This is a genomic window from Streptomyces sp. L2, assembly GCF_004124325.1.
GTDB lineage: Bacteria > Actinomycetota > Actinomycetes > Streptomycetales > Streptomycetaceae > Streptomyces.
Map to the genome: position 1 here is coordinate 3,116,627 of NZ_QBDT01000001.1, position 23,536 is coordinate 3,140,162.

General features: G+C 72.2%; 22 protein-coding genes. 9 read left to right on the forward strand and 13 right to left on the reverse strand.

All coding sequences use genetic code 11. From position 1 onward, the window contains the following. Positions 1-34: 34 nt before the first annotated feature. The 11 genes from htpX to DBP14_RS13370 all read right to left on the reverse strand — a co-directional run bounded on the left by htpX (position 35) and on the right by DBP14_RS13370 (position 11,237). A complete protein-coding gene (htpX, locus tag DBP14_RS13320) occupies positions 35-898 on the reverse strand; it encodes a zinc metalloprotease HtpX (protein ID WP_129307435.1) in 864 nt (287 codons plus the stop codon). A 165-nt stretch (positions 899-1,063) separates the two neighbouring features. After that, positions 1,064-2,587, reverse strand: coding sequence for an NADH-quinone oxidoreductase subunit N (locus DBP14_RS13325; RefSeq protein ID WP_129307436.1), 1,524 nt, complete (start codon positions 2,585-2,587; stop codon positions 1,064-1,066). Further along, positions 2,584-4,158: an NADH-quinone oxidoreductase subunit M gene (locus tag DBP14_RS13330; RefSeq protein WP_129307437.1), complete on the reverse strand. Its 1,575-nt coding sequence runs from the start codon at positions 4,156-4,158 to the stop codon at positions 2,584-2,586. Before DBP14_RS13330 ends, DBP14_RS13325 begins: the two co-directional genes overlap by 4 nt. Before the next feature lie 6 nt (positions 4,159-4,164). Further along, positions 4,165-6,159: an NADH-quinone oxidoreductase subunit L gene (locus tag DBP14_RS13335; RefSeq protein WP_129307438.1), complete on the reverse strand. Its 1,995-nt coding sequence runs from the start codon at positions 6,157-6,159 to the stop codon at positions 4,165-4,167. Then, entirely contained in the window at positions 6,156-6,536 is a 381-nt protein-coding gene (nuoK, locus tag DBP14_RS13340; RefSeq protein ID WP_129307439.1) for an NADH-quinone oxidoreductase subunit NuoK, read from the reverse strand. The genes DBP14_RS13335 and nuoK overlap by 4 nt, the downstream gene beginning before the upstream one ends. Beyond that, complete coding sequence (locus tag DBP14_RS13345) at positions 6,536-7,255, reverse strand: NADH-quinone oxidoreductase subunit J (protein ID WP_129307440.1); 720 nt, start codon at positions 7,253-7,255, stop codon at positions 6,536-6,538. Before DBP14_RS13345 ends, nuoK begins: the two co-directional genes overlap by 1 nt. Beyond that, entirely contained in the window at positions 7,252-7,827 is a 576-nt protein-coding gene (locus DBP14_RS13350) for an NADH-quinone oxidoreductase subunit I (protein WP_129307441.1), read from the reverse strand. Before DBP14_RS13350 ends, DBP14_RS13345 begins: the two co-directional genes overlap by 4 nt. Continuing rightward, positions 7,827-8,795, reverse strand: coding sequence for a complex I subunit 1 family protein (locus DBP14_RS13355; RefSeq protein WP_129307442.1), 969 nt, complete (start codon positions 8,793-8,795; stop codon positions 7,827-7,829). Before DBP14_RS13355 ends, DBP14_RS13350 begins: the two co-directional genes overlap by 1 nt. Then, positions 8,792-10,207, reverse strand: a complete 1,416-nt coding sequence (locus DBP14_RS13360) for an NADH-quinone oxidoreductase subunit C (RefSeq protein ID WP_129307443.1) — start codon at positions 10,205-10,207, stop codon at positions 8,792-8,794. The genes DBP14_RS13355 and DBP14_RS13360 overlap by 4 nt, the downstream gene beginning before the upstream one ends. Further along, complete coding sequence (locus DBP14_RS13365) at positions 10,204-10,830, reverse strand: NADH-quinone oxidoreductase subunit B (protein ID WP_129307444.1); 627 nt, start codon at positions 10,828-10,830, stop codon at positions 10,204-10,206. Before DBP14_RS13365 ends, DBP14_RS13360 begins: the two co-directional genes overlap by 4 nt. Further along, positions 10,821-11,237: an NADH-quinone oxidoreductase subunit A gene (locus DBP14_RS13370; protein ID WP_129307445.1), complete on the reverse strand. Its 417-nt coding sequence runs from the start codon at positions 11,235-11,237 to the stop codon at positions 10,821-10,823. Before DBP14_RS13370 ends, DBP14_RS13365 begins: the two co-directional genes overlap by 10 nt. A gap of 221 nt (positions 11,238-11,458) precedes the next feature. Here DBP14_RS13370 and DBP14_RS13375 point away from each other — a divergent pair, with 221 nt between their 5' ends. The 5 genes from DBP14_RS13375 to DBP14_RS13395 all read left to right on the forward strand — a co-directional run bounded on the left by DBP14_RS13375 (position 11,459) and on the right by DBP14_RS13395 (position 18,525). Next, positions 11,459-12,697 (forward strand): sensor histidine kinase, encoded by a 1,239-nt coding sequence (locus DBP14_RS13375; protein WP_129307446.1) that lies wholly within the window; start codon positions 11,459-11,461, stop codon positions 12,695-12,697. 264 nt (positions 12,698-12,961) lie between these two features. Further along, on the forward strand, positions 12,962-14,317 hold the full coding sequence (locus DBP14_RS13380; RefSeq protein WP_129307447.1) for a sensor histidine kinase: 1,356 nt from the start codon (positions 12,962-12,964) through the stop codon (positions 14,315-14,317). A gap of 266 nt (positions 14,318-14,583) precedes the next feature. Further along, positions 14,584-15,243 (forward strand): response regulator transcription factor, encoded by a 660-nt coding sequence (locus DBP14_RS13385; protein ID WP_277752754.1) that lies wholly within the window; start codon positions 14,584-14,586, stop codon positions 15,241-15,243. Between the two features lie 299 nt (positions 15,244-15,542). Further along, entirely contained in the window at positions 15,543-17,471 is a 1,929-nt protein-coding gene (locus DBP14_RS13390) for a 2-oxoacid:acceptor oxidoreductase subunit alpha (RefSeq protein ID WP_129307449.1), read from the forward strand. Beyond that, the gene (locus DBP14_RS13395) at positions 17,464-18,525 is read left to right on the forward strand and encodes a 2-oxoacid:ferredoxin oxidoreductase subunit beta (protein ID WP_129307450.1); all 1,062 of its coding nucleotides are present in this window, start codon (positions 17,464-17,466) and stop codon (positions 18,523-18,525) included. Before DBP14_RS13390 ends, DBP14_RS13395 begins: the two co-directional genes overlap by 8 nt. A gap of 28 nt (positions 18,526-18,553) precedes the next feature. On the opposite strand, the gene DBP14_RS13400 is transcribed toward DBP14_RS13395, so the two are convergent. Then, complete coding sequence (locus DBP14_RS13400) at positions 18,554-18,988, reverse strand: helix-turn-helix domain-containing protein (RefSeq protein ID WP_129307451.1); 435 nt, start codon at positions 18,986-18,988, stop codon at positions 18,554-18,556. 92 nt (positions 18,989-19,080) lie between these two features. Here DBP14_RS13400 and DBP14_RS13405 point away from each other — a divergent pair, with 92 nt between their 5' ends. The 3 genes from DBP14_RS13405 (at position 19,081) to DBP14_RS13415 (ending at position 21,650) form a co-directional block, all read left to right on the forward strand. After that, positions 19,081-19,935, forward strand: coding sequence for an SDR family oxidoreductase (locus tag DBP14_RS13405; protein WP_129307452.1), 855 nt, complete (start codon positions 19,081-19,083; stop codon positions 19,933-19,935). Between the two features lie 139 nt (positions 19,936-20,074). Further along, entirely contained in the window at positions 20,075-21,142 is a 1,068-nt protein-coding gene (gene rarD, locus DBP14_RS13410) for an EamA family transporter RarD (protein ID WP_129307453.1), read from the forward strand. A 37-nt stretch (positions 21,143-21,179) separates the two neighbouring features. Continuing rightward, on the forward strand, positions 21,180-21,650 hold the full coding sequence (locus tag DBP14_RS13415; RefSeq protein ID WP_129307454.1) for a VOC family protein: 471 nt from the start codon (positions 21,180-21,182) through the stop codon (positions 21,648-21,650). Positions 21,651-21,666: 16 nt separating this feature from the next. Here DBP14_RS13415 and DBP14_RS13420 read toward each other — a convergent pair whose 3' ends face one another. After that, complete coding sequence (locus DBP14_RS13420; RefSeq protein ID WP_206739261.1) at positions 21,667-22,689, reverse strand: hypothetical protein; 1,023 nt, start codon at positions 22,687-22,689, stop codon at positions 21,667-21,669. A gap of 195 nt (positions 22,690-22,884) precedes the next feature. On the opposite strand from DBP14_RS13420, the gene DBP14_RS13425 reads away from it, so the two are divergent. Then, positions 22,885-23,478 (forward strand): NAD(P)H-dependent oxidoreductase, encoded by a 594-nt coding sequence (locus DBP14_RS13425; protein ID WP_129307455.1) that lies wholly within the window; start codon positions 22,885-22,887, stop codon positions 23,476-23,478. Positions 23,479-23,536: the final 58 nt, after the last annotated feature.

Here is a 23,536-nt window from a genome sequence, read left to right on the forward strand (position 1 = left end):
CGCGCGTGCCGGTGCCGGGCGGCGGCCGACGCCGTCACCCCTGGCGGCCGGCCATCCGCTCCAGCCGAGCGATGCGCTCCGCCATGGGCGGGTGCGTGGAGAACATCTTCGACAGGCCCTGACCGGGACGGAACGGGTTCGCGATCATCATGTGGCTCGCGGTCTCGATCCGCGGTTCGGGAGGCAGCGGAAGCTGCTTCGTGCCGGTCTCCAGCTTGCGCAGCGCGCCGGCGAGGGCGAGCGGGTCGCCGGTGAGCTGGGCACCCGAGGCGTCCGCCTCGTACTCCCTGGAACGGCTGATCGCCAGCTGGATGAGGGTGGCGGCGAGCGGGCCCAGGATCATGATCAACAGCATGCCGAGGAGGCCGGGGCCGTCGTCGTCGTCCGAACGGCCGACCGGGATCAGCCAGGCGAAGTTCACCAGGAACATGATCACCGAGGCGAGTGCGCCGGCGACCGACGAGATGAGGATGTCGCGGTTGTACACATGGCTCAGCTCGTGACCGATGACACCGCGCAGTTCGCGCTCGTCCAGCAGGCGCAAGATGCCCTCGGTGCAGCACACGGCCGCGTTGCGCGGGTTGCGGCCCGTCGCGAACGCGTTGGGGGCCTCCGTCGGGGAGATGTACAGCCGGGGCATGGGCTGGCGGGCCTGCGTGGACAGTTCACGCACCATCCGGTAGAGCCCCGGGGCCTCGAACTCGCTCACCGGGCGGGCGCGCATCGCCCGCAGGGCCAGCTTGTCGCTGTTCCAGTAGGCGTACGCGTTCGTGCCGAGCGCGATCAGGACCGCGACGATCAGCCCCGTCCGGCCGAAGAAGCTGCCGATGACGATGATGAGCGCGGACAGACCCCCGAGGAGTACTGCGGTCCTGAGCCCGTTGTGCCGGCGGTGCACGGTACGCCCTCCAAGTCGTGCGGCAGGGGAACCCCTTGGTCCAGTGGACCCTTCCGCTCTGGTCAACGCCACGCGGCCGCCGCGAGTTCCCCGCCGTCCACGGCGGCACGCGTCGGCCGTACGGGTGACGTGCCCTTATGCCGTCCGCGCGCGCCTGGAGGGTGATCAGAACAGGCCGTTGGCCGCGAACCGCAGGACCAGTTGGGGTGCCCCGGACAGGGCAACGCCGAGGACGCCGGTGAGGGCGAGGGCAGCCGTCAGGGGCACGGGCACGCGATGCCGCGCGGCCTCGCCCTCGGGGGCGCGGAACAGCAGTGCCGTCCACTGGAGGTAGTAGAAGAGGGCGATCACGACATTGACGGCCATGACGACGGCGAGCCAGCCGAGGCCGGCGTCGACGGCCGCCGCGAACACGGTGACCTTGGCGAAGAGCCCGATGACACCGGGCGGCAGTCCGGCCAGGCACAGTAGGAAGAACGCCATCAGGAGGCCGGTCAGCGGGTTCGACGCGTACAGGCCGCGGTAGTCGCTCACCCGGTTCAGCGACCTCGTACGGCCCACCAGCGCGGCCACCGCGAAGGCACCGAGGTTCACGACGGCGTACATGAGGGCGTAGGCGACGGTGGAGCCGATCGCCTTCTGGGCGTCCTCGGCGTACCCGGCGGCGGCGATCGGCACCAGCAGGTAGCCGGCCTGGCCGACGGAGGACCAGGCGAGCAGCCGTACGGCGCTGTACGCGCGCGTGGCTTTCTGGCGGAGCGCGCCGACGTTGCCGACGGTCATGGTGAGGGCGGCCAGCCAGGCGAGTGCCGGCCCCCAGACGTCGGCGTACGAAGGGAAGGCGACGACGGTGACGAGGATCAGCCCGGAGAAGCCGACCGCCTTGCCGACGACCGACAGGTAGGCGGCGATGGGCAGGGGGGCTCCCACGTAGGTGTCGGGCACCCAGAAGTGGAAGGGGACGGCGGCCGTCTTGAAGGCGAAGCCGACCAGGGTGAGGACGACGCCGGTCTGGGCGAGGGTGTGGAGTTGCCCGTCGACGTGCTGGATGCGCTGGGCCACCTGGGTGAGGTAGAGCGTGCCGGTGGAGGCGTAGACGAAGCTGACGCCCATGAGGCTGACCGCGGTGGCGGTGACCGAGGACAGGAAGAACTTCAGGGCGGCCTCGGACGACCGCTTGTCGCCGTGCCGGATGCCGACGAGGGCGAACGCGGGCAGCGAGGCGACCTCCAGGGCGACGATCAGGGTGGCCAGGTCGCGGGAGGCGGGCAGCAGGGCTGCGCCGGCCGCGGAGGACAGCAGCAGGAACCAGAACTCACCCGCGGGGACGCGCCGGCGCTCGTCGTCGACGTTCGTCACCGACAGCAGGGCCGCCAGCAGGGCGCCGCCGAGGACGAGGAACTGGATGACGAGGGTGAAGTGGTCGGCGGTGTAGCTGCACGCGCGCACGTGGCCGGGTACGCAGAAGGTGCTGCGGTGGCCGTCCAGCAGCGGCAGGAGCGTCAGCGCGGCGGCGGCGAGGCCCGCGACGGATACCCAGCCGAGGACGGCCTTGCGCGCCTCGGGGACGAAGAGGTCGGCGACGAGCACGCCGATCGCGACGACGGCCGTGAGGGTGGGCGGGGCGATCGCGAGCCAGTCGACGGACTGCACCGCGGACGCGGCCAGCGGCTGGGCCAGGGCGCTCATCGGGTGCCTCCTGCGAGGAGCTGCTGGACGGCCGGGTCGGTCAGGCCGAGCAGGGCCTTGGGCCACAGTCCGGCGAGGACGGTGAGGGTGACGAGCGGGGTCCAGGCCGCGAACTCGTACCCGTGGACGTCGGCGAGCTTCGGGGTCTGCTGCTCCACGGAGCCCATGCAGACGCGGCGCACCACGACCAGCATGTACGCGGCTGTCAGCAGGGTGCCGAAGGCGCCGATGGACATGAAGGTGAGGAAGGCGGGCCGGCTGAGGCCGGCGCCGGGCTGGAACGCGCCGAACAGGGAGAGCATCTCGCCCCAGAACCCGGCGAGTCCGGGCAGCCCGAGCGAGGCGACGGCGGCGAAGGCGAGCAGTCCGCCGAGCCGTGGCGCCTTGCCGTAGAGGGCGGCGCCGGTCTCCTCCGCGAGGGTGTCGAGGTCGGTGGTGCCGGTGCGGTCCTTCAGCCCGCCGACCAGGAAGAAGAGCAGGCCGGTGATGAGGCCGTGGGCGATGTTGGCGAACAGGGCGCCGTTCACGCCGGTCGGGGTCATGGTGGCGATGCCGAGCAGGACGAAGCCCATGTGGCCGACGGAGGAGTAGGCGATCAGCCGCTTCAGGTCGCCCTTCGCGCCCCGTTTGGCGAGGGCCAGGCAGGCCAGGGACCCGTAGATGATCCCGACGACGGCGAAGGCGGCGAGGTACGGCGCGAAGGTGCGCAGACCGTCCGGGGCGACCGGCAGCAGGATCCGGACGAACCCGTACGTGCCCATCTTCAGCAGGACGCCGGCGAGCAGGACCGAGCCGACGGTCGGCGCGGAGGTGTGGGCGTCGGGCAGCCAGCTGTGCAGCGGCCACATCGGCGTCTTGACGGCCAGCCCGATCCCGATCGCCAGAACGGCGATGACCTGCACGGATGTGCTCAGTGACCGGCCGTTGTCAGTGGCGAGTGCCACCATGTCGAACGTGCCCGCCTTGATTCCGATCAGGAGCAGGCCGAGCAGCATGACGACGGAGCCGAGCAGGGTGAAGAGGATGAACTTCCAGGCGGCCCGGGTCCGTCCCTCGCCGCCCCAGCGGGCGATGAGGAAGTACATCGGGATGAGCACCATCTCGAACGCGAGGAAGAACAGCAGCAGGTCGAGGACGGCGAAGGTCGCGAGGGTGCCGGACTCCAGGAGCAGCAGCAGTGCCACAAATGCCTTCGGGGTCGGGCCCGACGGCATCTTGAAGTAGGAGTACAGCGCGCAGAGGAAGGTCAGCAGCGCGGTCAGGACCAGGAGGGGGAGCGAGATGCCGTCGATGCCGAGGTGGATCCGCACGTCGAGCGCGGGGATCCAGCTGATGTCGGTCGTGGCCTGCATCGTGGACGGGTGGTCGTGGTCGAAGCCGACCGCGAGGGCGATCGCCGCGGCGAGGACGACCCCGGTCACGGTCACACCGTGGCGGAGTACGGCCTGGTCGGGCGACTTCCCCTTCAGCCCGGGCGGGGCCGGCAGGAGGGCCGCCGCGGCGCCGAGGAGAGGGCCGACGACGACGAACGCCAGAAGGACCTGCATCACGGACTCGTTGATATCGATCACGCCTGCTCACGCTCCCGTGGCGACGAGGAGGACGGCGACCGTCAGGACGACGGTGCCGGCGAGCAGCGCGCTCACATAGGTCTGCACATTGCCGGTCTGGGCGCGCCGGACGCCGGCCCCGAGCAGCCGGGGCAGGGCGGCGGCACCGCGGACGTAGGTCTCGACGACCTCGCGGTCCAGGAAGCGGACGAGGTCGGCGCCGGCCCGGACCGGGCGGACGAACAGCGCCGTGTACACGGCGTCCAGGTGGAAGCCGGCGGCCGCGTGCCGGTGCAGCGGCCCGAGCAGCAGCCGTCCGGGGTCCGCCGGGTCGGGCGCGTAGGCGATGTCGCCGTACGCGGGCTCGTGGCTGGCGATGGCCTCCGCCTCGACCAGTCCGGCGTCGCCCTCCGGGTGGGCGGCGACGGCACCGAGGGGGACGCGGGCGGCGAGCGCGGTGGTGCGCTGCCAGGCGCCGTAGGTGACGAGTCCGCCGACGACGGCGAGGCCGGTTCCCAGGATGGAGGTGGTCAGGGCCGGGGTCAGGTCGCGGCCGTCGAACCAGCCGGGCAGCGAGCGGTAGGCGAGGCCGCCGAAGGCGAGGGAGGGCACGGCGAGCACCCACAGGACGACGGTCATGGTCAGGGGCTGGCGTCCGTGGTCGGGGGCGTCGGCACCCCGGCCGCGGAAGGCCAGCAGCCACAGCCGGGTCGCGTAGGCGGCGGTCAGCAGGGCGGTGACCAGCCCGGCGACGAGGACGATCCAGCCGGCGGCGCCGGGCGCGTGGTCGGTGTGGCCGTGGGCGGCCTGTTCGGCGGCCCCGAGGACGGACTCCTTGGAGAAGAAGCCGCTGAACGGCGGGATCGCGGCGAGCGCGAGCAGCGCCACGGTCATCGTCCAGTAGGCGTCCGGGACCCGGTCGGCGAAACCGCGCATCCGGGACATGGCGGCCAGCGAGTTGGTGCCGGCGGCGTGGATGACCACGCCGGCCGCGAGGAACAGCAGCGCCTTGAAGGCGCCGTGCGAGAGGAGGTGGAAGACGGCGGCGGCGCGGTCGCCGACGGCGAGGGCGCCGGTCATGTAGCCGAGCTGACCGATCGTCGAGTAGGCGAGGACGCGTTTGATGTCGTCCTGGGCGAGCGCGGCGATCGCCGACCCGGTCATGGTGACGGCGGCCATGACGGCGAGGACCAGCATCGCGGCCGCGGAGGCCTCGAAGACGGGGAGGAGTCGGGCGATGAAGTAGACGCCGGCGGCCACCATCGTCGCGGCGTGGATCAGCGCCGACACCGGGGTGGGGCCGGCCATCGCGTCGGGGAGCCAGGTGTGCAGCGGGAACTGCGCCGACTTGCCGGCGACGCCTGCGAGCAGCAGCAGGGCGATCACGGTCGGGTGGTGCAGCCCGCCGCTCGTGACGGCGCCGAGCACCCGGGTGATGCGGAACGACCCGGCGTCGGCGGCGAGCGCGAACAGGCCGATCAGGAACGGGACGTCGCCGAGCTTGGTGACGAGGAAGGCCTTCAGGGAGGCGGCGCGGGCCTCGGGGGTCTCCCAGTAGTGGCCGACCAGGAAGTAGGAGCAGATGCCCATGACCTCCCAGCCGACCAGCAGCAGCATCAGGTCGCCCGAGTAGACGACGAGGAGCATCGCGGAGGTGAACAGGGAGACGAGAGCGGCGTAGGAGGGGTAGCGCGGGTCGTCGCGCAGGTAGCCGGTGGAGTAGATCTGCACGCAGCTCGCGACGAACGCGACGAGGACGGCGACGAGCGCGGCGAAGCCGTCGATGTGCAGGGCCAGTTCGACCGGCACCGAACCGGTGGGCGTCAGCTCGGTGTGCGCGTCGAGGGCCCGGCCGCCGCCCTGGCGTACGGCGACGAGGGCGGCCAGCGCCAGCGCGGCCAGGGGCGGCAGCACGGCGAGGGGGCGGACGAACCCGGGCGCGGTCCGGCCCAGCAGAAGTCCGCCGACCGCGCCGAGGAACGGCAGGAGGGGGACGAGCACGGCGAGGGTGGTCGTGGTCACGCGGTGGCCTCAGCCTTCTCGGCCGCGGGGGTGTCGCCGTCGGGGCCCCCGGGCGTGGGACCTTCGGCGGTGTCGCGGAGCTTGTCGATGTGGGAGGTGCCGCGGTTGCGGTGGACGGCGAGGACGATCGCCAGGCCGATGCCGATCTCGGCGGCGGCGATGGCGATGGTGAACAGGGTCAGTGCCTGGCCGGAGTGCAGGCTGTCCTCGGCGGCCCGGCTGAGCCAGACGTCGAAGGCGACCAGGTTGAGGTTGACGGCGTTGAGCATCAGCTCGACCGACATCAGGACCAGGATCGCGTTGCGGCGGGCGAGGACGCCGTACAGGCCGGTGCAGAACAGGAGGGCGGAGAGCACGGCGGGATAGGCGAGGTGCATCAGCGGGCACCTTCCTGCTCGGCCTCACTCGTCCGGGTGATCCGAGGGGCATCCGGGGACGAAGGGGAACTCGCGGAGGCGGCCCGGGAGTTCTCGGATCGTGGCGGTTGCTCCGCCTTCGCCTTACGGGACAGGACGATCGCGCCGACCAGTGCCGCGAGGAGGAGGACGGACAGCGCCTCGAAGGGCAGGACCCAGTTCTGGAACAGGCTCTCGCCGGTGACGTGGGTGGTGCCGGCGGGCGGCCCGTCCAGGTCGATCCAGGTGGTGCGGAAGGCGTCGGCGACCACCCAGACCAGGCAGCCGGCGGCGGCCGCGGCGACGGTCAGGGCGGCCCAGCGGTTGCCGGAGTCGGCATCCGGTGAGCGTCCGATGGGGGCCCTGGTGAGCATCAGACCGAAGAGAAGGAGGACGACGACGGCACCGACATAGATGAGGACCTGCACCCAGGCGATGAACTCGGCGGTGAGCAGGAGGTATTCGACGGCGAGGCCGCCTAGGGCGACGATCAGCCACAGGGCGGCGTGCACCAGCTGCCGGGTGGTGACCGTGACCAGCGCGGCGCCGAAGGTGACCAGCCCGACGAGGAGGAACGCGATCTCGACGCCGGTCGGGGACAGGAAGCCGTGACCGCCGCTTCCGGCGGCGGTGGGCGTGGCGTGGGCCGCGGTGGTCGTGGCACGGGCCGCGGTGGCAGCGGCGGCTGCGGCGAGGCTCACGAGTCCCCCTCCTGTGGTTCGGCCTGGGTGGCGGCCAGTTTCTCGGCGGTCTTGCGGGCGGCGGCGATCTCCTTCGGCTCCTCCGCGCCGGCGTCGAGCGCGGGCGGCGCCGGGACGGTCCACATCCACTCGCGAAGCTTGTCCCGCTCATGAGTGAGTTCGCGGATGTCGGTCTCGGCGTACTCGAACTCCGGGGACCAGAACAGGGCGTCGAAAGGACACACCTCGATGCAGATACCGCAGTACATGCACAGGGAGAAGTCGATGGCGAACCGGTCGAGGACGTTGCGGCTGCGCTCACGGCCGCCGGGTACCGCGGCCGGCATCGTCTCCTTGTGGGAGTCGATGTAGATGCACCAGTCCGGGCACTCGCGGGCGCACAGCATGCAGACCGTGCAGTTCTCCTCGAACAGGCCGATCACGCCGCGGGTGCGGGGCGGCAGGTCGGGCAGGGCGTCCGGGTACTGCTCGGTGACGGTCTTCTTCGTCATCGTGCGCAGGGTGACGGCGAGGCCCTTGGCGAGGCCGGAGCCGGGGATGCGGGGCCGGGTGGGCGGGAGTCGCTCGGCCATCAGGAGATCACCACCTTCACGATGCCGGTGAGGGCGATCTGGGCGAGGGAGAGGGGGACGAGGAGGGTCCAGGAGAGCTTCTGCAGCTGGTCCTCGCGCAGGCGGGGGTAGGTCACGCGGAGCCAGATGACGACGAAGGCGAGGATCGCGGTCTTCAGCAAAGTCCACAGCCAACCAAGGCCGTCCGCGCCCCAGGGGCCGTGCCAGCCGCCGAGGAAGAGGACGGTGGTCAAGCCGCACAGGACGACGATGCCGGCGTACTCGGCGAGGAGGAACAGAGCGAAACGCAGACCGGTGTACTCGGTGTACGCGCCGAAGATGATCTCCGAGTCGGCGACGGGCATGTCGAAGGGAGGACGCTGCAGTTCGGCGAGGCCGGCCACGAAGAAGACGATCGCGCCGACGATCTGCCAGGGCAGCCACCACCAGTGGAAGGCGTGCAGGATGCCCGGGAGGGAGACGGTGCCGGCGGCCATGGCGACCGAGGCCGCGGTAAGCAGCATCGGGAGTTCGTAGGCGAGCAGCTGGGCGGCCGTGCGCAGACCGCCGAGCAGGGAGAACTTGTTCGCGCTGGCCCACCCGGCCATCAGCGAGCCGAGGACGCCGACGCCCATCACCGCGAGCACGAAGAACACGCCGGCGTCCACGACCTGGCCGACGGCTCCCTCGCCCGGTCCGATCGGGATGGCGAGCAGGACGAGGAGGTACGGCAGGAGGGCCACGGCCGGGGCGAGCTGGAAGACGCGGCGGTCGGCGCCCGCCGGGACCACGTCCTCCTTCTGCGCGAACTTCACGCCGTCCGCGACGAGCTGGGCCCAGCCGTGGAAGCCACCGGCGTACATCGGGCCGAGGCGGCCCTGCATGTGGGCCATCACCTTGTGCTCGGTCTGGCCGACGATCAGGGGGAAGGTGAGGAAGACGACGAACACGACGAGGAGACGCAGGACGACGTCCAGAGCGTCGTTCACTGCGGGCCTCCTGCGGGGTCGTCGGGGGTACGGTCCGGGGACTGGGCACGAGACGGCTTCGGGGATTCCCCGGCTGGTTTCTCGGGGCGCGGCCCTGGGGACTGCTCCGGTTCCGGTTCCGGAGACTTCTGCGGTCCCGGCGCCTGGTCAGGGTCCGCCTCCGGCTGCCGCTGAGGCTCCGGCTGCCGCTCGGTCTCCGGCTGCTCGTCGAACGCCGGGCGGGCGTGGTGCCAAGGGGCGTCCGAGCTGCGGGTGGAGGTAGGGCGGCGGGCGGGGCGGCCCGCGTCGTCCTGGGCCGCCGGTGCGGCCGGTTCAGTCGGTTCAGTCGGTGCGGCCGGTTCGGCCCGTTCGGCCCGTTCGGCCCGTGTCGGTTCCGTCGGCTGGGGGCGCTGGGCGGCCGAGCCGTCCGATGCCGTGCGGGCGCGGCGCGGTGGGCGTACCGGTGCCGTGGCGGGCTCATGGGCCACCGAGGCCTCAGCGGCCGGGCCTTCCGGGGCCGCGGCCTGCGCGGCGTCGCCCTCGGCCGCGGTCTGCTTCCGCACCGCCGCGTCCTCGGCCGGCGCGGCGGCCTGGCTCACCGAGCCCTCGCTCGCGCTCCGCGTCCGGCGCGGCCTCGCGCCGGCACCGGCCCCCGCTCCGGCGGCGGCAGGACCACCGGCGCCCGTGGATCCGGCCGTCCCGGCCGTTCCCGTCGTATCCGGCTCCGTGGGGCGGGCCTGGCCGGTCGAGCCCTCCGCGGCCGTGCGGGTGCGGCGCGCCGGGCGTTCGCCTGGCGCGCGGGACGGGCGGTCTCCCGCCGTGCGGGCCGCCGCGCCGCGGGCGGGGCGGGCTGGGGCCGGTGGGAGCTGGCCCTTCAGGGGGCCCCACTCGTTCGGGTCGGGGACGCCGGGGGGCAGCATCTGGCGGCGCTTGGGCCCCGCGTGGTCGGACTCCCCCGGCTCCTTGGCGCCGGGCCAGGCCTTGGCGACGCGGGCCGCGAGGACGAAGTCCTTGCGCAGGGGGTGGCCCTCGAAGTTGTCCGGGAGCAGGAGGTGGTCCAGCGCCGGGTGGCCGTCGAAGGTGATGCCGAACATCTCGTGGGTCTCGCGCTCGTGCCAGGCGGCGCCCGCGTAGACGCCGACGGCGGAGGGCAGGGTGGGCGCCTCGTGCGGCACGGTCGTCCGTACGAGCAGCCGGCGGACGGGGTGCAGGGCGGCGACGTGCGCGGAGACACGGAAGCCCACGCCCGGTTCGTCGACGGCGCTCAGCCAGTCGAAGTAGGTGCAGGACAGGGTCGTACGGGCCGTGTCCAGGGCGGTGAGCCAGGCGGACGAGGGGACGTCGACGGTCAGGACCTCGTACGACTCCTCGGCCGTGGCGTCCGCGCCGAAGAGCTCCTCTGCGGGGGCGGGCAGCCAGCCGACCGTGCTCATGGCGTCTCTCCCTCGACGGGGGCCGGGGGCCGGACCAGGCCGCTCTGCAGGGCTGCGGCGGACGGGCGGGCGGGCCCGGTGCCGTAGCGCTCGCCCAGGGACTCGCGGGCGATCTTCTCCTGGAGCTTGAGGATGCCCTGGAGCAGCGCCTCGGGCCGGGGCGGGCAGCCGGGGACGTACACGTCGACCGGGATGATCTGGTCGACGCCCTTGGTCACCGAGTACGAGTCCCAGTACGGGCCGCCGCAGTTGGAGCAGGCGCCGAAGGAGATGACGTACTTCGGCTCGGGCATCTGCTCGTACAGGCGCTTCACGGCCGGGGCCATCTTGTCCGTGACCGTGCCCGACACCACCATCAGGTCGGCCTGGCGGGGTCCGGGAGCGAACGGGATGACGCCGAGGCGGATGAAGTCGTGGCGGGCCATCGACGCGGCGATGAACTCGATGGCGCAGCAGGCGAGGCCGAAGTTGAAGACCCAGAGGGAGTAGCGGCGGCCCCAGTTGAGGACCACCTTCATCGGCTCGGGTGCCAGCCGGGCCAGCGTCCCGAGCCGCTTGGGTTCGGGCAGCAGAACGGGGGGCTCGGCGGCGGGCGGCGGAGTCGAGGAGGCGTTCACGTCCATGCCAGGACTCCCTTCTTGTACGCGTAGAGGAGGCCCACGGCGAGGAAGCCGAGGAAGACGAACATCTCCACGAGGGTCGTCGCGCCGTAGCCGGGGGCGGCGAAGACCGTCGCCCAGGGGAACAGGAAGACGGAGTCGACGGCGAAGATGACGTACAGGAAGGCGTAGACGTAGTAGCGGACCTGGGTGTGGGCCCAGCCCTCGCCCACGGGGTCGACGCCGCACTCGTAGGTGAGGAGTTTCTCCGGGGTGGGCACGACGGGCCGCAGCAGCCGGCCGGCGCCGAACGCGACCGCGACGAAGAGCACGCCGACCAGGGCGAGCAGTCCCACCACCGAGTAGGACCGGAAATACCCGGCCGCGATGTCCGCGGCGGCGACCGTCGGGCCCCCCAACGTCTCCCGCACCGTCCGTCCCTCGCTCCCTGACCTGGTGACCTTGGTGAACTCTGTGATCCCGGATGATCCGAGGATCCGTACGCAGGGGAGTCTAGGCCCCGATAAAGAGAGGGTAAGCAGCCTGTCACGCCGTGAGACGCGGGGCCCCCAGGGGGTGGGGTTTTCCCCCGGCGCACCCGGGCGGCGAACCGCATGGCGCGAAGGGTGCCCGGCACGGCAGGCTGACCGGTATGACCGCTCCCATTCCCGCCGCCGACCGGGCCGACGGCCACGGCCGGCCCGGCGGCCTTGACCGGGCCGAGGCCCACCACGGGGCCGGCGGCTCCGACCGGCTGCCGCCGGCCCGGTTCGCCTACCCCGCGCAGACCTGGAAGGAGATCGCGCATCTCCTGCTGAACCTCCCGGTGGCCGTGTTCGGCTTCGTCTACGTGGTCACGGTGCTGTTCACCAGTGCCGCGCTCACCCTCACCGTCATCGGACTGCCGATGCTCGCGGCCTGTCTCCTCGGCGCCCGGCAGCTGGGAAAGCTGGAGCGGACGCGGGCCCGGGCGCTGCTCGGAGTGCGGGTCGACGAGCCGTCGCCACTGCCCATCTCCAAGGGGCGCGGCGGTCCGGTGCAGCGGCTGTGGATGGCGCTGAAGGACCCGGTGGGCTGGCGGACGCTGCTGTACGACTTCATCCGGCTGCCCTGGGGCATCCTCACGTTCGTCACCGCGCTGACCTCGCTGTTCGTGCTGTGGCCGGTGCTGCCGTTCATCGCGCGGGGGCTGACCAACGTGGACCGGGCGATGGTGCGGGGCCTGCTGTCGCCGTCGGACGAGCTGGAGCGCCGTATCGCCGAGCTGGAGTCGGACCGGGGGGTCGTGGTCGACACGGCCGCCGCCGATCTGCGCCGCATCGAACGTGACCTGCACGACGGCGCCCAGGCCCGGCTCGTCAACCTCGCGATGGGGCTCGGTCTGGCCAAGGAGAAGCTGCTGGAGGACCCCGACGCCGCCGCGGCGATGGTGGAGGAGGCGCACGGCGAGGTGAAGCTGGCGCTCCAGGAGCTGCGGGACCTGGCCCGGGGCATCCATCCGGCCGTCCTCACCGACCGGGGCCTGGACGCGGCCCTGTCCTCCGTGGCGTCCCGCTGCACGGTCCCGGTGAAGGTGACCGCCGACCTGCCGACCCGGCCGGCCCCGGCCATCGAGGGCATCGCCTACTTCACCGTCTCCGAGCTGCTGCAGAACATCAGCAAGCACAGCGGCGCCCGGAACGCCTCGGTCGATGTGTGGCGGGCGGAGCAGCGCCTCCTCATCCAGGTCCAGGACGACGGGCGGGGCGGCGCCCGGCTCGACGGCGGCACCGGCATGAGCGGCCTCGCGGACCGGCTGGGCGCGGTGGACGGCCTGTTCGTCGTCGACTCCCCGCCCGGCGGCCCGACGGTCGTGACGGCGGAGCTGCCGTGGCGGGACCGCAGGGAGTAGCGGCGCGCCCCCCACGCACCCACACCGGGCCACCACGCGCCCCCGCCCAGTGCTGCCACGCGCCCCGCACCGATCCGCGCCGCGCGCCCCCGCACCGCACCACCACGGACCCCCACTCCCACCGGCCGGCCGGCGCCCTCCAAGGTGGGGAAAACCCCCCGCTCAAGACGCCGACGGACTCCATGGCTCGCGGGGCCGCGGTGCGGGAGCGTGGGAGTACGGCAGGAAAACGCCGCCAGGACGAGGAGAAACGGGACTCCACCGATGACCACGGAGTATGGGCACCACGGACCGTACGGCCCCTACGGGCAGCGGCGCGGGCAGGCCGGCACCGGGCGCCGCCACCGCATCCCCGCGCCCCTGCGCGCGCCCTTCGAGGGCCGCACCTGGCGCGAGCTGGGCCATGTGCTGCTGGGCTTCCCGATCGCGATCGTGATGTTCGTGTGGTCGGTGACCATGGTCTCGCTCGGCGCGGGCCTGCTGGTGACCTTCCTCGGCATCCCGGTGCTGGCCGCCGCGCTCGCGGGCTGCCGGGGCTTCGGGGTACTGGAGCGGGCACGCGCCCGCGCCCTGCTGGACCTGGAGGTGGCCGACCCGGAGCCGCTGCGGGCGCGCAAGCCCGGGGCGCTCGCCTGGATGGGCGCGGTCCTCAAGAGCGGCACCTCCTGGCGGCACCTGCTGTACGCGCTGCTGCACTTCCCGTGGGCGGTGTTCTCGTTCACGGTGACGGTGGCGTTCTGGACGTACGGCTGGGCCACGCTGACGTATCCGCTGTGGTTCTGGGTCTTCCCGGCGTACGTGGGCCAGGGCGGCATCCAGCTGTACGGCGACGCGCACCACAGCGTCTATCTCGACAATCCGTTCGAGATCACCCTGACCGCGCTGGTCGGGCTGCTGTTCACGCTGGCCACGCCGTGGATCGTGCGGGCGCTGACGACGGTGGACGGGCTGCTGGTGCGCGGTCTGCTCGGGCCGACGCGGCTGTCGGCGCGGGTGGTGGAGCTGGAGTCGGACCGGGGGGTCGTGGTGGACGCGGCCGCCGCCGACCTGCGGCGTATCGAGCGCGATCTGCACGACGGCGCGCAGGCCCGGCTGGTGGGCCTGGCCATGGACCTCGGTCTGGCCAAGGAGAAGCTGCGGGAGGACCCGAAGGCCGCGGCCCGCATGGTCGACGAGGCGCACGGTGAGGTGAAGACGGCGCTGCAGGAGCTGCGGGACCTGGCCCGGGGCATCCACCCGGCGGTGCTGACCGACCGCGGTCTGGACGCGGCCCTGTCCTCCGTGGCGTCCCGCTGCACGGTGCCGGTCAGGGTGGAGGTCGATCTGCCGGCCCGGCCGGCGCCGGCCATCGAGGGGATCGCCTACTTCACCGTCTCCGAGCTGCTGCAGAACATCAGCAAGCACAGCGGCGCCCGGAACGCCTCGGTGGACGTGTGGCGCTTCGAGGACCGGCTGATGCTCCAGGTCACCGACGACGGCGTGGGCGGCGCGGACCCCGCCGGGGGCTCGGGCCTCGCCGGACTGGCCGGACGCCTGAACGCGGTGGACGGGATCCTCGTGGTGGACTCCCCGGCCGGCGGCCCCACCCGCGTCACCGCCGAACTCCCCTGGCGCGGCTGAACCCCCGCGAAACCCCGGGAAACCCCAGGAAACCCCGCGACACCCCGCGACACCCCGCGACACCCCGCGAGGACGCCCGGGAAACCGGGCCCCCGCCCGCACCGACCCGCCCGCACCGAGTTCCTCACACCCCCCGCGCCCACGTGCGACGGCACCCCGAATGCTGGAATGCTGGACCACGTGACGGACGTACACCGGACGTACGCCGTTCGGGCACCGGGAAGACCGGGCAGGCTGTGGGGGGCCGAAAGATCGTGGAGGACAGGGTGCGGGTGGTCATCGCCGAGGATTCGGTGCTGCTCAGGGAGGGCCTGACCCGGTTGCTGACCGACCGCGGGCACGACGTGGTGGCCGGTGTCGGGGACGCGGAGGCGCTGGTCAAGACGATCGCCGACCTGGACGCGCAGGGCGCGCTGCCCGACGTGGTGGTGGCGGACGTGCGGATGCCGCCGACCCACACCGACGAGGGTGTGCGGGCCGCCGTACGGCTGCGCAAGAGCCACCCCGGGCTGGGGGTGCTGGTGCTGTCGCAGTACGTGGAGGAGCGCTACGCCACGGAACTGCTGGCCGGTTCGAGCCGGGGTGTGGGCTATCTGCTGAAGGACCGGGTCGCCGAGGTGCGCGAGTTCGTGGACGCGGTGGTGCGGGTGGCCGAGGGCGGTACGGCGCTGGACCCGGAGGTCGTCGCGCAGCTGCTCGGGCGGAGCCGTAAGCAGGACGTGCTGACGGGGCTCACCCCGCGGGAGCGCGAGGTGCTGGGGCTGATGGCGGAGGGGCGGACGAACTCGGCGATCGCCCGGCAGCTGGTGGTCAGCGACGGGGCGGTGGAGAAGCACGTCAGCAACATCTTCCTGAAGCTGGGGCTGGCCCCGAGCGACGGCGACCACCGGCGGGTTCTGGCCGTGCTGACCTATCTGAACTCCTGAACGGCTGACATTGTGTCAGCACGGTGTCAGGTCCGCCCGCTTCCGTGGAGTCCTCAGAACGTGATTCCGGGCCGCGGAGCGGGTGCACGGCGAGAACCGGACAACACGCGGCGAGCGTCTTCGAGCAAAGCTCCGGGGGGTCGGGAAATCATGAGCAGGCAGGGCGACAGACCGTCTCACCCAGCCGTCCATCATGCGGATGGTCCCGGGAAGGCGACCCTTACCGACGTAGGGTTGATCCTGGGACGGTCCGTGGGACGACCACGCCCGGACAGCCGCCTCGAAGGAGGTCCAGTTCAGTGACCAGCCAGGTCAGCAGCCCAGAGGAGCAGACCGACCAAGCAGTCGTCGGAGAGCAGCGCGCACCGGGTGGAGCGAAGGACGTACGGCGCCTGGACCGGGTGATCATCCGGTTCGCGGGGGACTCGGGCGACGGCATGCAGCTCACCGGTGACCGGTTCACCTCGGAGACCGCGTCGTTCGGCAACGACCTCTCCACCCTGCCGAACTTCCCCGCCGAGATCCGCGCCCCCGCCGGCACCCTGCCCGGCGTCTCCAGCTTCCAGCTCCACTTCGCGGACCACGACATCCTCACCCCGGGCGACGCGCCGAACGTGCTGGTCGCGATGAACCCGGCCGCCCTGAAGGCCAACATCGGCGATCTGCCGCGCGGCGCCGAGATCATCGTCAACACGGACGAGTTCACCAAGCGGGCCCTGCAGAAGGTCGGCTACGACGCCTCCCCGCTGGACGACGGCTCGCTCGACGGCTACCACCTGCACCCGGTGCCGCTGACGACCCTCACGGTGGGGGCGCTGAAGGAGTTCGACCTCTCCCGCAAGGAGGCCGAGCGCAGCAAGAACATGTTCGCGCTGGGCCTGCTGAGCTGGATGTACCACCGGCCGACGGAGGGCACCGAGAGGTTTCTGAAGACGAAGTTCGCGAAGAAGCCCGAGATCATGGCGGCGAACATCGCCGCGTTCCGCGCGGGCTGGAACTTCGGCGAGACGACGGAGGACTTCGCGGTCTCCTACGAGGTCGCCCCGGCCGCGCAGGCCTTCCCGGTCGGCACCTACCGGAACATCTCCGGAAACCTGGCGCTGGCCTACGGCCTGATCACCGCCTCCCGGCAGGCCGACCTGCCGCTGTTCCTCGGGTCGTACCCGATCACCCCGGCCTCGGACATCCTGCACGAGCTGAGCCGGCACAAGAACTTCGGTGTGCGGACCTTCCAGGCGGAGGACGAGATCGCGGGCATCGGCGCGGCGCTGGGCGCGGCGTTCGGCGGCTCGCTCGCGGTGACGACGACGTCCGGTCCCGGTGTCGCGCTCAAGAGCGAGACGATCGGCCTGGCGGTCTCCCTGGAGCTGCCGCTGCTGGTCGTCGACATCCAGCGCGGCGGCCCCTCCACCGGTCTGCCGACCAAGACGGAGCAGGCCGACCTGCTGCAGGCGATGTACGGCCGCAACGGCGAGGCGCCGGTCCCGGTGGTCGCGCCGAAGACGCCGGCCGACTGCTTCGAGGCGGCCCTGGAGGCCGCCCGGATCGCGCTGACGTACCGGACGCCGGTCTTCCTGCTCTCCGACGGCTACCTGGCCAACGGCTCCGAGCCGTGGCGGATCCCCGACCTGGACGAACTGCCCGACCTGCGCGTCCAGTTCGCGTCCGGCCCCAACCACACGCTGGACGACGGCACCGAGGTCTTCTGGCCGTACAAACGGGACCCGCAGACCCTCGCCCGGCCCTGGGCGGTGCCGGGCACGCCGGGCCTGGAGCACCGCATCGGCGGCATCGAGAAGCAGGACGGCACGGGCAACATCTCCTACGACCCGGCCAACCACGACTTCATGGTCCGCACCCGCCAGGCCAAGGTGGACGGCATCACCGTCCCGGACATCGAGGTCGACGACCCGGACGGCGCGCGCGTCCTGGTCCTGGGCTGGGGCTCCACCTACGGGCCGATCACGGCGGCGGTACGGCGGCTGCGCGCGGCCGGCGACTCGGTCGCGCAGGCCCACCTGCGCCATCTCAACCCGTTCCCGCGCAACCTGGGCGAGGTGCTCGGGCGGTACGACAGGGTCGTGATCCCCGAGATGAACCTCGGGCAGCTCGCCACCCTGATCCGGGCGAAGTACCTGGTCGACGCCCGCTCGTACAACCAGGTCAACGGCATGCCGTTCAAGGCGGAACAGCTCGCCTCGGCGCTGAAGGAGGCCATCGATGACTGACGCCACGAACGGGCTGCTGCAGCTGGTCCCCAAGGCCGAGGCCAAGCAGTCGATGAAGGACTTCAAGTCCGACCAGGAGGTCCGCTGGTGCCCGGGCTGCGGTGACTACGCGATCCTGGCCGCCGTCCAGGGCTTCATGCCGCAGCTGGGCCTGGCGAAGGAGAACATCGTCTTCGTCTCCGGCATCGGCTGCTCCTCCCGCTTCCCGTACTACATGAACACCTACGGGATGCACTCCATCCACGGCCGCGCCCCGGCCATCGCGACGGGCCTGGCCACCAGCCGGCGGGACCTGAGCGTGTGGGTGGTCACCGGTGACGGCGACGCCCTCTCCATCGGCGGCAACCACCTGATCCACGCGCTGCGGCGCAACGTCAACCTGAAGATCCTGCTGTTCAACAACCGGATCTACGGGCTGACCAAGGGCCAGTACAGCCCGACCTCGGAACTCGGCAAGATCACCAAGTCGACGCCGATGGGCTCGCTGGACGCCCCGTTCAACCCGGTGTCCCTGGCGCTCGGCGCGGACGCGTCCTTCGTCGCCCGCACGATCGACTCCGACCGCAAGCACCTGACCGAGACGCTGCGCGCGGCGGCCGACCACCCCGGTACCGCGCTGATCGAGATCTACCAGAACTGCAACATCTTCAACGACGGCGCCTTCGACGCGCTCAAGGACAAGCAGCAGGCCGAGGAGGCGCTGATCCGGCTGGAGCACGGGCAGCCGATCCGGTTCGGCGCCGAGGGCGCCCGGGGCGTCGTCCGGGACCCGGCCACCGGCGACCTGCGGATCGTCGACGTGACCCCGCAGAACGAGGCGGACCTGCTGGTGCACGACGCGCACGCCGCGTCGCCCACCACCGCCTTCGCCCTGTCCCGGCTCGCCGACCCGGACACCCTGCACCACACGCCGATCGGCGTCCTCCGCGACGTCGAACGGCCCGTCTACGACACGCTGATGTCCGACCAGCTGGACGCGGCCATCGAACAGCACGGCAAGGGCGACCTGGCGTCGCTGCTGGCCGGCGGCGACACGTGGACGGTCGTCGGCTGAGCGCCGTTCTTCACCGTAAACGTCCGCTTCACGAGGCCCGGGACTTCTCCTCCCGGGCCTCGTCGTATGTCCGCGCCTTGGCCTCCCGGGCCTCGTCGTAGGCCAGGCGGGCCTTCTCGATGTCGGCCAGGCGGGCGTCGGTCCAGCCGGCGAGCGCGCGCACCTGTTCGGCGGCCTCGCGGCCGAGTGCGGTGAGGGAGTAGTCCACGCGGGGCGGGATGACCGGCTTGGCGTCCCGGTGGACCAGGCCGTCGCGCTCCAGGGTCTGCAGGGTCTGGGCCAGCATCTTCTCGCTGACGCCGCGCCCCCACCGGCCGACGGCCCGGCGCAGCTCGCTGAACCGGTACGGCCGGTCCAGCAGCTCGATCAGCACGAGCACGCCCCAACGGCTGGTCAGGTGCTCCATGACGAGGCGCTGCGGGCACAGGCCCCCGCCCTCCACGCTCTGGTCACTTACTGCCATGCCAGTACCTTACTTCAAAGTGGATACTTTCTTTTGGTTAGCGCCTCCTCTACGGTTAGTGCCAGACGCACCCCACAAGGAGACCGCACATCATGAGCATCGTCGTCACCGGAGCCACCGGACACCTCGGCCGTCACGTCGTGGAGCAGCTGCTGCAGAAGGTCCCGGCCGAGCAGATCACCGCCGTCGTACGGGACGAGGGCAAGGCCGCGGACTTCGCGGCCCGGGGCGTGCGGCTCGCCGTCGCCGACTACAACGCCCCCGAGACCTTCGACGGCCTCTTCGCGGCCGGTGACAAGGTCCTGCTGATCTCGGGCAACGAGTTCGCCAAGGGCCGCGTGGCGCAGCACCGGGTCGTCATCGAGGCGGCCAAGGCGGCCGGTGTGGCGCTGCTGGCGTACACGAGCGCCCCGGGCACTCTGACGGCCGCGCTCGCGGACGACCACCACGGCACCGAGGAGGCGCTGCTCGCGTCGGGGCTGCCGTACACGCTGCTGCGCAACGGCTGGTACCACGAGAACTACACGGAGAACCTGGCCCCGGTGCTGGCTCACGACACGGTCGTGGCGGCCGCCGGCGAGGGCCGGATCTCCACCGCCTCACGCGCCGACTACGCCGCCGCCGCGGTCGCGGTGCTGACCGGCGAGGGGCACGAGAACCAGACGTACGAGCTGGGCGGCGACGTGGCGTGGAGCTTCGCCGAGTACGCGGCCGAGCTGAGCCGGCAGACCGGCAGGGAGATCACGTACTCCCCCGTGACCGTCGACGCGCTGACGGGCATCCTGGCGGGCGCCGGCGTGCCCGAGGCGCTGGCCGGGGTCCTGGCCGGGGTCGACGCGTCCATCGAGAAGGGCGAGCTGGTCGTGTCCTCCGGCGACCTCTCCCGCCTGACCGGCCGCCCGACGACCCCGCTCGCCGAGGCCGTCACCGCCGCGCTCAAGGGCTGACCCGGCCGCAACCGCCTCCGGCCCGGCGAGCACACACTCCTGCCTGTCATGACCGTATGCCGATACGGGCATGACAGGCAGGGGTCTCCGGCGTTACCGTCTTCCTCGCGTGCGTGTGTGAGGTGAGAAGGAGGGGCCCGTGGCCGGGACGACCAGGGGTGAGCAGCGGACAGGCATGCTGAACGGCATAGCCGCGTACGGCCTGTGGGGGCTGGTCCCCCTGTTCTGGCCGCTGCTGAAGCCCGCCGGGACGACGGAGATCCTGGCCCACCGGATGGTGTGGTCCCTGGTCTTCGTGGCCGCCGCGCTGCTCTTCGTACGACGCTGGGCCTGGGCCGGGGAGCTGCTGCGCCAGCCCCGGCGGCTGGGGCTCGTGGTGGTGGCCGCCGCGGTCATCACCGTGAACTGGGGCGTCTACATCTGGGCGGTGAACTCGGGTCACGTGGTCGAGGCGTCCCTCGGCTACTTCATCAACCCGCTGGTCACCATCGCCATGGGCGTCCTCCTGCTGAAGGAGCGGCTGCGGACCGCGCAGTGGGCGGCGGTCGGCGTCGGCTTCGCCGCGGTCGTCGTCCTGACCGTCGGCTACGGCCGCCCGCCGTGGATCTCCCTCTGCCTCGCCTTCTCCTTCGCCACCTACGGCCTGGTCAAGAAGCGGGTCGGCCTCGGCGGCGTCGAGTCGCTGACCGCGGAGACCGCGGTCCAGTTCCTGCCCGCGCTCGGCTACCTGATCTGGCTCGGCGCGCACGGCGACGCCACCTTCGCGACCGAGGGCGCCGGACACGCCGCCCTGCTCGCCTCGACCGGCGTCGTCACCGCGCTGCCGCTGGTCTTCTTCGGCGCGGCGGCGATCCGCCTGCCGCTGTCCACCCTCGGACTGCTCCAGTACCTGGCCCCCGTCTTCCAGTTCCTGCTCGGCATCCTGTACTTCCACGAGGCCATGCCGCCCGAGCGCTGGGCCGGCTTCGGCCTGGTCTGGGTCGCCCTGACCGTGCTCACGTGGGACGCGCTGCGCACCGCCCGCCGCACGGCCCGCGCCCTCGCGACGGCGAGGGCGGCGGAGACGGTCCTCGCCGCGGAGAGCACGGTCGCCGCCGCCGTTCCCGGTACGGAGGCCGCCGTGGCCACTGCCGTCGCCGGCCCGGAGGCCGCCGTGGCCGACGGCGAGAGCGGGCTCGGCCTGGCGGACGAGGTCGGCGCGGGCTGACACCGGTCCCGCCGCACGTGGTCTATATGTGGTCGGCATGACACAGTCGCCTGCCCCCGCCCCGCTGCACTTCAAGCTCGTCATCGACGCGGCCGATCCGCACACCCAGGCCGACTTCTGGGCGGCCGCCCTGCACTACGAGCCCGAGGACAACAGCGCGCTCGTCGAACGCCTGCTGGCCGCGGGCGCGCTGCCCGGCGCGGCCACCGTCGAGTACCACGGGCGGCCCGCCTTCCGCGACCTGATCGCCGTACGGCACCCCGGCGACCCGTACGACGAGAACACCGGCACCGGCCTCGGACGGCGGCTGCTCTTCCAGCGCGTCCCTGAGGCGAAGTCCGTCAAGAACCGGCTGCACCTCGACCTGCACGCGCCGGCGGGCCGCCGCACGGACGAGGTGGCCCGGCTGGAGGCCCTGGGCGCGCGGGTCCTGCGCGAGGTGGACGAGCCGGGCGGGCGGTGGACCGTGATGTGCGACCCCGAGGGCAACGAGTTCTGCGTGCAGTGACCGCCGGCGGGACGGCCTACGGCCGGGCCGCCGCCTTGGCGGCACGGTCGGTCAGCCGGACCATGCGGGCACGCGCGGACTCCAGCGGCTCCGGGTCGCTCGCCGCGGGGCCCGGCTCTGTCGCGAGGTCCGTCCACAGGCCGATCAGGTCGCGGCCCAGGCGCAGCCCCTCCTCCGGGTCCCGCACGGCGCGCCAGGCTGTCGCCGCGCTGCGCACGTTGTCGTAGGCCGCGTCGGTGTCCGACGCCCGCCTGCGCTGCCCGGCGAGGTCGAGGGAGAGCCGGAAGGAGCGGATCGGGTCGCCCGCCAAGTAGGCGATGTAGGCGGTCAGTTCCCGCAGGTGCAGCACCTCGACATGGTGCGGGCCCAGCACGGCGGACGCCTGCTCGACGGTACGGTCGGCCAGGTCCGCCGCCGCCTCGATACGGCCGTCCCGCACCGCCTCGTTGATCCTGGCCAGCGGCTCGGCGAGCAACTCGGCGCCCTCGGCGGTCTCGGTGAGCGGCCCGTCTCCGAGCACCTCCTCGGCCACGGCGTCGAACCCGCGCGCGGGGGTGGGAGAGGAAGACGAGGGGGAAACGGGCTCCGGGTCGTGCAGGGGAACGGGCGGCATGGGGGTGGGCGGGGTCGGCGGCGGTGTCACGGCGGGGGCCGGTCCGAACTGGCCGGTCGGAGCGTGCGCAGGCTTCGGTGTCACCGGCGGAGCCGTCCGCTGAACCGGCGGAGCCGTCCGCTGGGCCGGCGGAGTCACCCGCATCGGCCTGCCCGCGACCTTGCTGGCGCCGTCCGCGCTCACCTCCAGCGGCACCACGCAGCCGGCGCCGTCGTCGTGGACGGTGGCGTGTATCGAGCCGCCCAGGCTGATGGCCAGGCGCTGGAGGTGGTCGAGGACCGCCTGCTGGACCTCGACGCCCGGGGCCACCACGACCGGTGTGCCGTCGACCGTCGCCGCGCCCGTGCCGGACACCCGGACGCTCACCATCGCCGGATGCGCCGCGGGCTCCTGTGCCCGCTCCTTCTCGAAGCTGAGTCGAGGCATCGGTTTCCTCACTCCCCCGGCGTCACGATCCGGTCGTACGCGTCCTACCGACCAGTCTGTCCGCTCAGCTCGGCTCCCACGTCACCGCAACGTCACAGCCTCGCACCAGGGAACCTGGACGCAATCTAATGCGTATGCATATGATGCACACGCCTTTATTCGTCGGGCACTATTCATCTCATCCCTGGGGGACCCATGAGCCGCCGCTTCCTCTTCGTGCTGGGCAGCGCCCGCACCGAGGGCAACACCGAACTGCTGGCCCGCCGGGCCGCCGAACAGCTGCCCCCGGACGTCGAACAGCGCTGGATCCGTCTCGCCGACCACCCGCTGCCGGACTTCACCGACCTGCGGCACGACAGCGACCACGTCCGGCCGGCCCCGGACACCAACGCCGGACTGCTGCTGGACGCCACGCTCGCCGCGACCGACATCGTCATCGCGTCCCCGCTCTACTGGTACTCGGTCTCCAACCTCACCAAGCGCTACCTGGACTACTGGGCGGGCTGGCTGCGCACCCCGGGCGTCGACTTCAAGGCGACCCTGGCCGGGCGCACCCTCTGGGGCGTCGCCGCGCTCGCCGACCGCGAGCCGTCCGTCGCCGACCCCCTGGTCGGCACGCTCAACAACGGAGCCGCCTACCTGGGCATGCGCTTCGGCGGAGTCCTCCTGGGCAACGGCACGGCCCCCGGCGACGTACTGAAGGACACCGAGGCCCTGACCCAGGCCAAGACGTTCTTCACCCAGAACCCACCCCTGGCCCGCTTCCCCCACCAGGCGCCCGCAACCTGATCGATCCCCGGTGCGGATGGCGCCCCGAAGGGGCGCGGGGCTGTGTCCGACATGCGGC